The organism is Empedobacter sp. R750, from assembly GCF_030324345.1.
Lineage (GTDB): Bacteria > Bacteroidota > Bacteroidia > Flavobacteriales > Weeksellaceae > Empedobacter > Empedobacter falsenii_C.
In genome coordinates, this window is record NZ_JACAGF010000013.1 from 1 (window position 1) to 14,215 (window position 14,215).

Annotated in this window: 12 protein-coding genes; 9 read left to right on the plus strand and 3 right to left on the minus strand. The window is 32.6% G+C overall.

Annotated elements, in window-relative coordinates; genetic code table 11:
- The 5 genes from HXZ74_RS12895 to HXZ74_RS12915 form a co-directional block, all read left to right on the plus strand.
- Positions 1–1,078, plus strand: a 1,078-nt coding sequence (locus HXZ74_RS12895) for a C1 family peptidase (RefSeq protein ID WP_286475747.1), incomplete at its 5' end; no start/stop codon positions are given.
- A gap of 112 nt (positions 1,079–1,190) precedes the next feature.
- Positions 1,191–2,759, plus strand: coding sequence for an NAD(P)/FAD-dependent oxidoreductase (locus HXZ74_RS12900; RefSeq protein ID WP_286475748.1), 1,569 nt, complete (start codon positions 1,191–1,193; stop codon positions 2,757–2,759).
- A gap of 73 nt (positions 2,760–2,832) precedes the next feature.
- Positions 2,833–3,036, plus strand: coding sequence for a hypothetical protein (locus HXZ74_RS12905; protein ID WP_115001670.1), 204 nt, complete (start codon positions 2,833–2,835; stop codon positions 3,034–3,036).
- Complete coding sequence (gene crcB, locus HXZ74_RS12910; protein ID WP_280062828.1) at positions 3,036–3,413, plus strand: fluoride efflux transporter CrcB; 378 nt, start codon at positions 3,036–3,038, stop codon at positions 3,411–3,413. Before HXZ74_RS12905 ends, crcB begins: the two co-directional genes overlap by 1 nt.
- Before the next feature lie 71 nt (positions 3,414–3,484).
- Positions 3,485–6,397, plus strand: coding sequence for a M16 family metallopeptidase (locus HXZ74_RS12915; RefSeq protein ID WP_286475749.1), 2,913 nt, complete (start codon positions 3,485–3,487; stop codon positions 6,395–6,397).
- Between the two features lie 90 nt (positions 6,398–6,487).
- Here the strand turns inward: HXZ74_RS12915 and HXZ74_RS12920 are convergent, their stop codons facing one another.
- The 3 genes from HXZ74_RS12920 to HXZ74_RS12930 all read right to left on the minus strand — a co-directional run bounded on the left by HXZ74_RS12920 (position 6,488) and on the right by HXZ74_RS12930 (position 9,315).
- Positions 6,488–7,687: a ComEA family DNA-binding protein gene (locus HXZ74_RS12920; protein ID WP_286475750.1), complete on the minus strand. Its 1,200-nt coding sequence runs from the start codon at positions 7,685–7,687 to the stop codon at positions 6,488–6,490.
- A gap of 134 nt (positions 7,688–7,821) precedes the next feature.
- Positions 7,822–8,043: a PspC family transcriptional regulator gene (locus tag HXZ74_RS12925; RefSeq protein ID WP_038332996.1), complete on the minus strand. Its 222-nt coding sequence runs from the start codon at positions 8,041–8,043 to the stop codon at positions 7,822–7,824.
- Positions 8,044–9,315 carry a DUF2851 family protein gene (locus HXZ74_RS12930; protein WP_286475751.1) on the minus strand — a complete coding sequence of 424 codons (1,272 nt, stop codon included), beginning with the start codon at positions 9,313–9,315 and terminating at the stop codon, positions 8,044–8,046.
- Positions 9,316–9,420: 105 nt separating this feature from the next.
- Between HXZ74_RS12930 and HXZ74_RS12935 the strand changes: the two genes are divergently transcribed.
- From HXZ74_RS12935 to HXZ74_RS12950, 4 genes are all read left to right on the plus strand, one after another.
- Positions 9,421–10,050: a TetR/AcrR family transcriptional regulator gene (locus HXZ74_RS12935; RefSeq protein WP_221854140.1), complete on the plus strand. Its 630-nt coding sequence runs from the start codon at positions 9,421–9,423 to the stop codon at positions 10,048–10,050.
- Between the two features lie 76 nt (positions 10,051–10,126).
- Entirely contained in the window at positions 10,127–11,335 is a 1,209-nt protein-coding gene (locus tag HXZ74_RS12940) for a TolC family protein (protein WP_286475792.1), read from the plus strand.
- 11 nt (positions 11,336–11,346) lie between these two features.
- Complete coding sequence (locus tag HXZ74_RS12945) at positions 11,347–12,540, plus strand: HlyD family secretion protein (RefSeq protein ID WP_280062832.1); 1,194 nt, start codon at positions 11,347–11,349, stop codon at positions 12,538–12,540.
- 21 nt (positions 12,541–12,561) lie between these two features.
- Positions 12,562–14,133, plus strand: coding sequence for a DHA2 family efflux MFS transporter permease subunit (locus tag HXZ74_RS12950; RefSeq protein WP_125349612.1), 1,572 nt, complete (start codon positions 12,562–12,564; stop codon positions 14,131–14,133).
- Positions 14,134–14,215 lie beyond the last annotated feature (82 nt).

The window sequence follows — 14,215 nt, forward strand, 5'->3', positions numbered from 1 at the left end:
AACTCGTTATAGTGTACTCAAACTCTTTTCTCTTCTTTTTATACTACAATTTAAGATTTTCAAATCTAAAGGAACTTGTTGGTCATATTCAGGAAATTCTTTCTTCGAATCAGAAATGTTAAGAATGGGAAAACAACCTATTCAATTGTCTCCAATTTTCAATGCAAGAAACACATATGTTGAGAAAGGAAAACAATATGTTCGCATGCACGGTGCAACAACTTTAGGTGACGGTGGTTCTTTCTATGATGTTTTGAATACAATCAAAAAATACGGAGCAGTTCCAACTGAAACTTACACAGGTTTAAATTACGGAACAAAAACAAATCAATTTGGTGAGATGGCTGCAATTCAAGAAGGAGTTTTGAAAGCGGTTGTTGCAAATCCAAATGGTAAATTAACTCCAAACTGGGAGAAAGCCTATACAGCTGTTTTGGATAGCTATTTAGGAGAATATCCAAAGGAATTCACGTATAACGGAAAAAAATACACACCACGTACATTTGCTGATCAAGTGGTAGGAATTAATCCAAACGATTATGTTGCGATTACATCTTTTAAAGATCACGACTATTACAAACCGTTTGTATTAGCGATTCCTGATAACTGGGCTTACGAATCTTTCTACAATGTTCCGATGACAGAGATGACTGATAACATTGATTATGCTTTGAAAAACGGATTTACAGTTGCTTGGGCAACAGATGTTTCTGAAAAAGGATTTAGCTGGAAAAATGGTGTGGCTTATGTACCAGAAGTTGATTTTGCAGATATGAATGCACAACAAAAAGCAGATATGTTCAAAGGTCCAAAACCAGAAAAAGTGATTACAGAAGATATGCGTCAAGCTGCTTTTGATGATTATCAAACGACTGATGATCACGGAATGCACATTGTTGGTATTGCAAAAGATCAAAACGGAAAAGATTACTACATTGTGAAAAACTCTTGGGGTTTAACTAACGATTACGAAGGATATCTTTATGTAACAAAAGCTTTTGTTCAGTACAAAACAACAAATATTTTAGTTCATAAAAACGGTGTTCAAAAACAAACGTTGAAAAAATTAGGAATTTAATTTCTGATACAATCATAATAAAAGCATTTCTTCGGAAATGCTTTTTTTGTTTAAAAACGAATATTTCAAATGGTTTGATGTACTTTTGCAGTCTAATTTTTAGTCAATAAATATGCCTCAAAATGTAACGATACGAATTTCTCCTACAGAAGCTGCAAACGAGAAAATTTTGAAACAACGTTTAGCATCTGCTGTTAAAACAAAACCGGAGAATATCAATGCTTACCAAATTATTCGTCGCTCATTAGATGCGCGAAGCCGAAATATTATTTCCCAATTACAAGTCAATGTTTTTGTAAATGAAGAATTTTCTGATGCTTTCGAGTTTCATCCAAATCTTCAAAATGTAGAAAATAAACACGAAGTTTATATTGCTGGTGCTGGTCCTGCTGGATTATTTGCTGCGTTAGAATTAATAGAACAAGGTCTGAAACCAATTATTATCGAGCGTGGTAAAAATGTTCGTGATCGTCGTCGTGATTTAGCTGCGATGAATAAAGAAGGAAAAGTAAATCCTGAATCTAACTATTGTTATGGTGAAGGTGGCGCTGGAACTTATTCGGACGGAAAATTATATACGCGTTCTACAAAACGTGGAAACATCCTGAAATCCTTGCAATGGTTTGTCCATTTCGGTGCAACAGAGCGTATTTTACAAGAAGCGCATCCACATATCGGAACGAATAAATTGCCTGGAATTATCGCCAACATGCGTGAAACGATTATTGAATGTGGTGGTGAAGTTTGGTTTGATACAAAACTAACAGATATTATCATCGAGAATAATCAAATCAAAGGAATTGAAATCAATCATGATAAAAAAATTAAAACTTCTTCTTTGATCTTAGCAACGGGACATTCGGCTCGTGATATTTTCAGAATGTTAGATGAAAAAAATGTTTTAATTGAAGCAAAACCTTTTGCATTGGGTGTTCGTGTAGAACATCACCAAAGTTTGATTGATTCTGCTCAATACCATTGTCCAATTGGAACGGAGCGTAATGAATTTCTACCTCCTGCCTCATATTCATTAGTTTCGCAAGAAGCAGGTCGCGGCGTTTTCTCTTTTTGCATGTGTCCTGGTGGAATTATCGCGCCCGCATCTACAGACGAAGGGGAATTGGTGGTAAATGGTTGGTCACCTTCCAAACGTGACGGTTTCTTTGCAAACTCGGGAATGGTTGTAACAGTTGATGAAAAAGATTTTGCTAAATATGGTTTTACTGGACCTTTGGCTGGAATGAAGTTTCAACAAATGGTCGAGCAAAAAGCGTGGCAAGTTGGTGGAGGTAAATTAAAAGCGCCTGCGCAACGAATGACCGATTTTGTTTCAGGAAAATTATCTAATTCATTAAATGATTGTTCTTATTTACCAGGTTTAACATCAGGTTTATTGAGCGAAGTTTTACCAAAAGAAGTTCATCAATCTTTAAAATTAGGTTTCCAAACATTTGGTAAAAAAATGAATGGTTACTATACTGAAAACGCAAATATTGTCGCAACAGAATCCAGAACTTCTTCGCCTGTTCGTATTCCAAGAAATGAAGAAACGTTAGAACATACGCAAGTTGCTGGTTTATTTCCTTGCGCTGAAGGAGCTGGTTACGCTGGTGGAATTATTTCTGCCGCAATGGACGGAGCAAAAGTTGCAATTGCTGTGAAGAATTTTATCGAAAAATAGTTTTATATTTAATACTCAAAATAAAATACGGATGTCAAGCTGAACTTGTTTCAGCTTCGCTTCTTTATAAATGATGAATCTAAAAAAAGTAAATAATTTCAAATTTTTATTGATTTCAGTAGTACTGATTTTGATTGGTTATTCAATCAACTTAATCGGTTGGAATATTGGAACAATTACAATTGTTTATTTTGGATTAGGTTTATTCTTTTTAGGAATTATTTCATTCATCATTTTACTATTTTTAGCTTTGATTAAAATTGTTAACAGAATTTAATGAATCTCTTAAAATCTATACTATTTGTTGGTTTAGGTGGCGCTTTTGGTAGTGTTGCAAGATTTTTAATTTCGTACGGAATCGGAAAATATTATTCACAACCTTTTCCATTTGCTACGTTTCTGACAAATGTTATCGGTTGTTTTTTGATTGGCGCTTTATATGGATATTCAATCAAAAATGGTTTAGGAAATACCTATTTCAATTTTTTACTGATAACAGGATTTTGTGGAGGTTTTACCACATTTTCTAGTTTTTCGTATGAAAATTTCAACTTAATTCAACAACAAAATTATATCACACCAATTATTTATATTTTTTCAAGTGTACTCATTGGATTAATCTTTACAATGATTGGTTTTAGATTAACGAAATAACTCTATATCGAAAATAGTTTTCTCTTATTCGTTTTAATGTGTTACTTTTAAGCAACTTAAAAAATTAATACATGAGGAAATCTATTTTGATCTGCGGAATCATTTTTGGTTCTGTATTTACTCACGCACAATTAAAAACAGTGAAAAAAACTGACAACAAAGGATATACCTACGAAATGGTAGAAAATGATCCTTCGAATACAAGAATTTATACGCTAAAAAATGGTTTGAAAATCTATTTGGCTCAATTGAAAGATGAACCAAGAATTCAAACTCATATTGCTGTAAAAACAGGTTCTAACAACGATCCAGAAGACAATACTGGTTTGGCTCACTACTTAGAACACATGGTTTTTAAAGGAACTTCTAAAATCGGAACTCAAAATTGGGCTGTTGAAAAACCTTTGATCCAACAAATTTCAGATTTATACGAACAACACAAAGCAGAAAAAGATCCTGCAAAAAAAGTTGAGATTTATAAAAAAATTGACCAAGTTTCGCAAGAAGCATCCAAATATGCTGTGGCAAACGAATACGATAAATTAATTTCGTCTTTGGGAGCATCAGGAACTAATGCACATACGTCTTTAGAGGAAACAATTTACCATAATAATATTCCAAATAACGAATTAGAAAAATGGTTAAAAGTAGAATCTGAGCGTTTTGGAGAATTAACTTTACGCCTTTTCCATACGGAGTTAGAAGCTGTTTACGAAGAATTTAATCGTGCGCAAGACAACGACGGACGTTTGGTTTTCTATAAGATGATGCAAACGTTATTCCCGAAATCGCATTACGGAACACAAACTACAATTGGAACTTCAGAACATTTGAAAAATCCATCAATGGTTGCCATTCATAATTATTTCAATAAATATTATGTAGCGAGCAATATGGCTGTGATGTTGATTGGTGATTTCGATTTTGATACAGCTGTTCCAATGATTGATAAATATTTCGGAAATTATGCTACAAAACCTGCTCCACAGCAATATGTAGCGAAAGAAGAACCGATAAAATCTATCGTAACAAGTGAAGTTTTTAGTCCATCTTCGGAGCGCGTTCAATTTGCTTATCGTTTTAATGGCGCAAATAGCGACGATGCAAAATATGTAACGTTAATTGATTATATCTTAAGCAATTCTACGGCTGGATTAATTGATTTAAATATCAATCAACAACAAAAAGCTTTAGGAGCTGGAAGTGGCGCTTCATTTTTCCGTGATTTGGGAATGCATTCTTTTTCGGGAACGCCAAAACAAGGTCAAAGTTTAGAAGAAGTTCGTGATTTGATTTTAGGTCAGATAGAAAATATCAAACAAGGAAAATTTGAAGATTGGATGATTGATGCCGTTGTAAATGATTTGAAAAAATCACGTTTACAATCGTGGGAAAATTCTCGTGCATTGGCAGCCAGCTTATATACTGCGTATATCAACGAAACGCCTTGGTCGAATGTGGTAAGTGAATACGACGATTTGTCTAAAATCACGAAACAACAATTGATGGATTTTGCGAAGAAAAATTACAATAATAATTATGTAATTGTTTACAAACGTCAAGGTGAAAACAAAGATTTGGTTCGTGTTTCTAATCCTGGAATTACGCCAATTCAATTGAATCGTGATGCTGAATCTCAATTCTACAAAGATTTCCAAAAAATTGAAACAAAAGATATTCAACCAGTTTTTGTTGATTTCAAAAAAGAATTGAACGAAAGTAAAGTTAGAAATACAGCGTTTACTTCGATCAAAAATAATACAAATGACCTAAGTTCTGTGTACTATATCTTGGATCTGGGCTCTGATCACAACAAAAAATTAGGTTTAGCAATCAATTATTTGAACTATTTAGGAACGTCTAAATATTCGCCAGAAGCGTTGAAAAAAGAGTTCTATAAATTAGGAGTTTCGTACAATGTAAATTCTGGAACAGACAGAAGTTTTGTTTATTTGACAGGTTTACAAAAGAATTTACCAGAAGGAATCAAGTTATTTGAACATTTATTGAATGATGCTGTTGCGAATCAACAATCGTATCAAGAATATGTAAAAACGATCTTGAAATCGAGAGAAAATTCAAAGAAAAATAAAAACGCAATTGCGGTTGCGCTTAATAATTATGCGCAATACGGAGAAAATAATCGTTTCAGAGATATTATTTCTGAAAAAGAATTGAATGCAATTAATCCGACTGAATTAACGCAATTAATTAAAAATGTATTGAATTACAAGCATCAAATTTTCTATTATGGAAATGATGAAGCTGCAACGAAAAAAGCATTAGAACAATATCACAATTTCGGAAAAGGATTAGATTATCCAGCGAAAAAAGATTTTCCACAACCTGTTACAGACGGAAAAGTTTATTTTGCTCCTTACGACATGGTGCAAGCGGAAATTAATTTCGTGGCAAGAGATAACAAATTTGACAAAAACTTGTTGACTTCTTCTGGAATTTTCAATGAATATTTTGGTGGAGGATTATCATCTATTGTTTTCCAAGAAATTCGTGAGTCAAAATCTTTGGCTTATTCTGCTCGTGCAAATTATGCAAATGCAGGTAAAAAAGATTTATACAACTACGTAAGAGCGAATATTGGTACGCAAGCAAATAAATTGCCACAAGCGGTTGCAGCGATGAGCGAATTGATGAATAATATGCCAAAAGCACCAAATCAATTTGAAAATTCGAAACAAGCTGCTTTAAAACAAATTGCTACAAAACGTTACACAAAATCTAATATTTTCTTCTATTGGTTGTCGTTACAAGATCGCGGTTTATCGTATGATATCAACAAAGATATTTATGCGCAAACATCAACTTTGACATTAGATCAGTTGAATGATTTCTTTAACAAACATATCAAAGGACAGAAATACAATGTAGGTTTAATAGGAAATAAAACAAACTTAGATTGGCCTTCTGTAGAGAAATTAGGACAAGTAAAAGAATTGACTTTAGAAGATTTATTCAATTATTAATCGGCTAAAATCATATCAATCAATAAACGCGTTTAGGAAATCCTATAACGCGTTTATCTTTTTAAAAACTAACCTATGAATGAATAATAATCATTCAAACACCAAATAGGGCTCAATTTCTTTAAACTTTTCTTCACTTATCCCGTAACATCTTTTCAACGTTTTTGCATCTTTAAAACTACCTCCCAACGAACGTTTAAAATTAAGAATCGTATTCGCTTGTTTCTCTGTAAAACCACGTTTCATCCAATCCTCATGACTCAAATTATTTGGATTAAACTTCTCTTTAACTTCAATTTTCTCAACTACTTTTTCCTCTATTTTTGGTTGCTCAACTTTTGGTTGCTCAGCTTTATAAATTACATTTTCAGGCAAATCAATATAAGATTCCATTTCTGCATATTTTTCGTCCGAAATCATATAACATTTTTTCAATTGTTCTTTCGATTTAAATTGTCCACCCAAAATATTTTTATATTTCAGAATTGAAGTCGCTTGTTTAGACGAAAAACCTATTTTTTGCCAATCATTTTCAGAAAAATTATTTGGATTAAATTTTACATATTCAATCTTTTTACCACTTTGTTTTTTCTCATTTTTTTCATCTTCCTTCGATTTTTCTGGTAACAAAATGTACGTTTTCATCTCCGCATATTTCACATCATCAATCACAAAACATTTCCTCAATTGCTCTTTCGACGTAAACTTTCCTCCAACAATCTGTTTATATTTCATGATTACTTCTGCCTGTTTTGGAGAAAAACCAAGTTTTTCCCAACCTTGTTGTGGCAAATCATTTGGATTGAAATTTTTATAAACGATTTTAGTTTTTGGTGATGAATAATCTATAAAACTCGATTTAGATTGTTCTGGTAAAAGAACAAAAGGAGCTAATTCCTTGTACTTTTCTTCATCGATAACATAGCATTTCTTAAGCTGTTCTTTCGATGTAAATTCTCCACCAACAATTCCTTTATATTTCAAAATAACTTCGGCTTGACGTTCCGAAAATCCTAAATTCATCCAATCTTCTAAAGACAAATCATTTGGATTAAAAGGTTTGATTGAATCTTTTATTTGCTTTTTTGAAGTTGAATTAAATGGATAATTCTTCGGAGTTGTTTGATAATTTGCAAGCAAGGCTTTATCCGATTCTGTTAACTGATATGTTTCTTTTTCAACTGAAATATGTTGAAAAATTTCAAATAACAAAATCAGAACAAATAATAAATACAAGCCAAATCGTTGCGATTTATTCAGGTAAAAAGTAGATTTTTTTAAATATTTCATCTTGGTTGAAAAAGAGGTGAAAATAAAATCCTTATCACACACTCACCGTATCGAAAAACGATATAACCATCAAATATTTAACAAGTTATGAAGTATAAAATTAATAATAGGTTTTAAGTATTTGTAAATATTTTTTACAAATCAAAAACAGATTTTCGTTTGATGACAAAACAATCTTTTACCCAAAAAAAGAATAACATAATAAAATAACCAACAAATGTTAAACCAAAAGTAGCGAAGGTTAAATAGATGAAAATCAAACGTAATTTTGCAACACGAATTCCCAATTTATCAGCAAATCGCGAAATCACATTGAACCATTCTGTTTCGGTAAAATTCCTTATTTGATCTTTCATTTAACGTAAAATTTGTTGTCCGATAGCGCAATTTAAACATTTTTTTTCGGAGCAATATCTTTTTTTGAGCTGAATTAATTGTTGCGAATCTTTTGCCGATTTATTTTCGAAACCAATTCGTTCAAATTCATCTAAAATCGAGTTATTTTCTGCTTCCATTTCATTCAATAAATCCAAATAAAAATCAATTTCCACCTCATCTTTTTGTCGCTCGAATGCATAACGAATCGGAATAATAGAATTGATGAGCAAATTATTTATTTTATCTTTTGAAAGATTTTTAAGCTGAAATTTCGATTCATTTTTGAATGTATAATGCGTTTCCCAAAAAGGATTTAGTTTAAGTTTATCGAAAATTTTATAAAATTCTTTCAAATTTTTGGGCTGAATAATTTCCGAAAACAAACTTTGATAATTCACATAAATCGATGCGAATTGTGCCAAACGAATCGTTGGAAAACCAATTGGTCGCATTTTCGAAAATCGAAACAAACTATTTTCAATTGGTTGTAATTGATATTTATTTTTCAGGAATTGATATTCGTTTTTTAATTGCTTAGAATAATCATTCTCATAGTTTTCTTCTAAAAAACTGGCTTGTCCAAAAAACAAGGCTTCAACTTTTTGGGCATTAAATTGTATTTTTTGCAAAACTTTGAACGGAAAAGAATTTGCCCAAATCTCAAAAGTTTCTACATTAACTTTTAATCCAAAATTCTTTGCCAAACTTTTGAACAATGTTTCTTCCCAATTGGAATTATTGTGTTCTAAAATTTGTACAATATCGTTTGTTTTTTCTTCGAAACGTTCGATTAAAATTCGTTCAAACCAAAAAGAAAATTGCTTCAAATCAATTGAATCTAAAAATTCTTCACAATAAATTTTATCCAACTTAGAATTAATAATTTTTTGATAATTAAAAACAATTTCCGGTTTTACAAAATCTTGTAAAATCAAAGTTTGTACATTACGTTGACGCAAAATATCAACTTCACAATCGTGATTCCATACAACATGCAAAATCACATTTTGATACGATAAATCATTTGAATGTTGATGAAAATTCCAATCCGAAGAATTGACATGCATTTCGACACTTCCAATCCACAATTTATCGCCAATGATGATTTCTGCTTCCAAAAAATCTGGCCCAGCATGATGGTTTAACTTTCCAACTTTCACAATTTCAATGAAATCTCCATGAAAAGTTTGTAAGCTTTGATGTGAAAATTGATTCAGTTTCCAAATATGATGTAGAAAAATTTCTTTCATAGACAAAAGTTAATCAATGAATTAGAAAAAATTATTAAAATAAATACTTATTTTTTTAAAATTAATTAAACGTTTGTTTAACCTTGCGCGTTCAATTTTTATAAGATGGAATTAAGTGAGAAGCAAATAGAAATTTTGGGCGCGGCTGAACGAGTTTTTGGAAGACGAGGAATTGATGCTGCAAGTGTTCGAGAAATTGCAAAAGAAGCAAACATTAACATTGCGATGATTAGCTATTATTTTGGATCAAAAGATAAATTGGTCGAGAATTTATTTAGTTGGCGTATCACAACTTTCAATGAATCATTGGCCTCAATTTCACAAAATTCTACACTTTCTCCATTTGAAAAGTTACAGTCAATCCTAAAAGCTTATTTGAATAGAATTTTGGATAAACCTGAATTTCATCGAATTATGGCAAGAGAATATTCGAAAAGAGATTCAATTTTAGAAATTGATTGTAAAGTCAATGACTTAAAAACAAAAAATTTAGAATATATCACAAATATTATTAGTGAAGGATATTCTGAAGGCGTTTTTAAAAGAAAAGCTCCTGCCGAAGCTGTTGTAATGGTAGTTATTGGTGGAACATCTTATTTGATTTTGAACGAAAAAACATATATGAAACAATGGGGATTATCTTCTCATGAAGAGTTTACAGAACATATTCACGAAGAATATTACCCTTATTTAATAGATTCTTTAAAAGCAATTTTACTATACGATGAAAAATAAAATTTTCTTACCGATTTGTTTAGTTGTTGCTACTTTCGCTCATGCGCAGGAAACCAACGTTTCTTTGTAGGAAGTTATTCAACAAAGTTTGCAGAACAACAAATCTGTGAAAGTTGCCGAAGCTGCCAAAAATACAAGTGAGTATAAAGTACAAAGCGCTAAAAACAATCGTTTACCAGACATTTCGTTGAGTGGACAATACATGCATTTGTTTACGACAACAAATGTAGACATCAAACTTCCGATGCAATCTTCTGGTGGAGGAATGGGAGTTGAACCAAATCAATTATTATTAGGACAAGCAAGTGCTTCTGTTCCTGTTTTTGCTGGATTTAAAATTAAAAATGCAATCAAAAGCAGTGAATTGATGGTTGATTTATCAAACTTACAAATCGAAGCAACAAAAGAAAATGTAGTTTGGCAAGCTATTAATTTATATTTTGGATTGTACAAAACGCAACGTTCTATCGATGTTTTGAATGAAAACTTGGTGAGAGCAAATCAACGTGTGAAAGATTTTCAGAACTTTTTGGATAACGGAATCATCGCAAGAAATGATTTGTTGAGAGCTAAATTACAAGCATCGAATGTACAAGTTGCAATTGATGAAGCTGAAACACAATACAAAAACATCAATTACCGATTGAATTTATTGACTGGACAAGACGAAACTAAAATCGTTCATGTTGATAATGTAGAAACTTTGAAAACTATCAATCAAAATTCTCAAGATTACGTCAATCGTACAGATGTGAAATCATATGATGTGAAAAATCAAATCGCTGATAGTCAAATCAAAATCGCAAAAGCAGCTTATTACCCTCAATTAGCGGTTTCTACTGGTTATGTTGCAATGGATATTGACAAAGTTGCCTCTGTTACAAATGCGACAAATGTTGGTGTTGGATTGAAATATGATTTGTCTTCTTTGTATAAAAATAAAGCAGAAGTTGAAATTGCAAAAGCTCAAAAATTAGAAAATGAGATGCAAAAAGAAACGACAATTGATAAAGCGAAAGTTGAAATGAACGAAGCTTTTCAAAAGTATGATTTAGCAAAAAAGAAAAATAATGTTTACAAAGAAGCTGTAGAACAAGCGAACGAAAACTACAGAATTGTAAAAGATAAAAATGACAACGGATTGGCTGATACAGACGATTTATTAGAAGCAGATGTACAACAATTACAAGCAAAAATCAATCAAGTTGTGGGAGATGCTGACGAACAATTAGCGATCTACGAATATTACTATACTACAGGAATTTTATTAGAAAACGTACAATAACACCTCTCGATATGGAAGAAAATAATCAAGAAAAGAAAAAAATAAATTCAAAATTTATCATCGTTTTAGGAGCATTAATCATCCTTGGAGGTGGATATGGAGTTTATAAATATTTACACGGACAAGCGCACGAAATTACTGATGATGCGCAAATTGAATCAAAAATAACACCTGTTATCCCTAAAGTTTCAGGATACATTCAGAAGATCTTAGTAGAAGATAACCAAATGGTTCACAAAGGTGATACATTAGTTGTTTTGGACGGATCTGAATTTGCCTTGAAATTACAACAATCGCAAGATGCTTTATTACAAGCAGAAGGTCAATTAGGTGTTGCTCACGCAGGCGTTTCTCAAGCTGGTGCAGCAATTGGAGTAACAGAAGCTGGTGCAGTTGCAGCAAATACTACAATCGAAACAGCTCAAGCAAGTGTTAATACAGCTCAAGCAAATGTAGAAGCAGCAAAAGTACAAGTTTGGAGAACGAAAAATGATTTTGATCGTTACAATAAATTATACCAAAATCAATCGATCACAAAACAACAATACGAACAAGCTTTAGCAGCAAAAGAAACAGCTGAAAAACAATTGCGAATTGTACAAGAACAATTAGGTGTTTCTCGTGCTCAATTAGCTTCTACTGCAAAACAAGCACAAGCTACTGCAAAACAAGTGAACACTTCGAAAGCACAAGCTGATGCTTCGAAAGCACAAATTAAAGTTGCAGAAGCAGCAATTGGTCAAAGCAAAACAAACATCGATAATGCAAAATTATATTTGTCTTATACGTATGTAATTGCGGCTGAAGATGGACAAGTTTCTAAAATTAATTTACAACCAGGACAATTGGTTCAAGCTGGTCAATCTTTGTTTAATATTGTGACTACAAATAATATTTGGGTTGTGGCAAATTACAAAGAAACTCAATTAGAAAAAATTAGAGAAGGACAAGAAGCCATCATCAAAGTAGATGCATATCCAAACCACGAATTTAAAGCGAAAGTAACGTCTTTATCACCTGCAACTGGTGCTAAATTTGCGTTATTACCTCCAGATAATGCGTCTGGTAACTTCGTAAAAACAGTTCAACGTCTTCCTATCAAAATCGAATTTATCGATCAAAAAGACGAAATGTTGAAAATGATTCGTCCAGGTATGAACGTGGAAGCTGATATTCTTTTAAAATCGAATACTTCTGCAAAGTAATAACACCTATTCAGAAAAATTATGGAAGAAAATAATTTAGTTGAATATGGTGCAAGACGTGTAATCATCACCATTACCGCCATCATGTGTGCATTGTTAGAAATTGTTGATACAACAATTGTTAACGTTGCAATGAACGACATGAAAGGTAGTTTGGGTGTCTCTTTAACTGATATTGCGTGGGTGGTTACCGCTTACGCAATTGCCAACGTAATTGTAGTGCCGATGACCAGCTGGTTGTCGCAACAATTTGGACGACGCAATTATTTTGCGGCTTCGATTATCATTTTTACAGTTGCCTCATTTCTTTGTGGAAATGCAACAACATTGTGGGAAATTATCTTGTTCCGATTTATTCAAGGACTTGGTGGTGGTGCGCTATTGGTAACTTCGCAAACCATCATTACCGAAAGTTATCCACCCGAAAAACGTGGTTTAGCGCAAGCAATCTACGGAATGGGAGTTATCGTTGGTCCTACGCTTGGTCCGCCTTTGGGAGGTTATATTATTGATAATTGGTCTTGGCCATATATATTTTACATCAATATTCCGATCGGGATTATTGCCGTATTGTTAACGATATCATTTGTTCGCAGTCCAAAATATGCAGAGAAATCAAAACTAAGTCAAGTCGATTTCTTGGGAATTATTTTGTTAGCCATTGCAGTAGGATCGTTACAATATGTATTAGAACATGGACAACAAGACGACTGGTTCTCAGATTCGACAATTGTAACCTTGAGTATTGCAAGTTTCTTCGGATTCATTTTATTTGTTTGGCGAGAATTAGTTTTCAAACATCCGATTGTAAATTTACGTGTACTGAAAGATAGCAACTTGGCAGTTGGTACTATTTTATCCTTCATCTTAGGATTTGGATTATATGGATCGACATTCGTTATTCCAATTTATACACAATCAATCTTAGGATGGACAGCTACTGATGCAGGTTTATTATTAATTCCTTCATCGTTGATGACTGCTTTCATGATGCCAATCATCGCAACAATGTTACAAAAAGGTGTACCACCAAAATATATGGTTGCAGGAGGATTCTTTATCTTTTTCTGTTACAGTTTTTGGTCATACAAAATCTTAACACCAGACACAGGTTCCGAACATTTCTTCTGGCCATTAATTGTACGTGGAGTTGGATTAGGATTATTATTCGTACCCGTTACCACACTTTCACTTTCTAGCTTGAAAGGGCAACAAATTGGTGAAGGAGCTGCCTTTACAGGTATGATGCGTCAGTTAGGAGGATCTTTTGGTATCGCGATTATTACAACATTTATTTCTCGTTGGACAGTTGGACACCGAACAAATTTAGTTTCGCATCTTGATACATCCGATTTTGATGTACAAAAACATATTCAGAATTTACAAATGAGCTTCGTGAGCAAAGGTTTTGCCCCAAATGAAGCATTAAATAAAGCCTACAACCTACTCGATTTACAAGTTACCAAACAAGCAACTGTATTAACGTACATGGACGTTTTCTTGTATTTGGGTGTAGTTTTCCTAATCTGTATTCCGTTTATTTTGTTCTTTATCAAAAAAGGAGCAGGTAAAGTAATCAGTGCAGGACATTAATCAGAATAATTATTTTTAGTATTTCAGGTTTTTTATAAATGTAAAATCCATCTCAGTTCTTGAGATGGATTTTTTTGTTGTT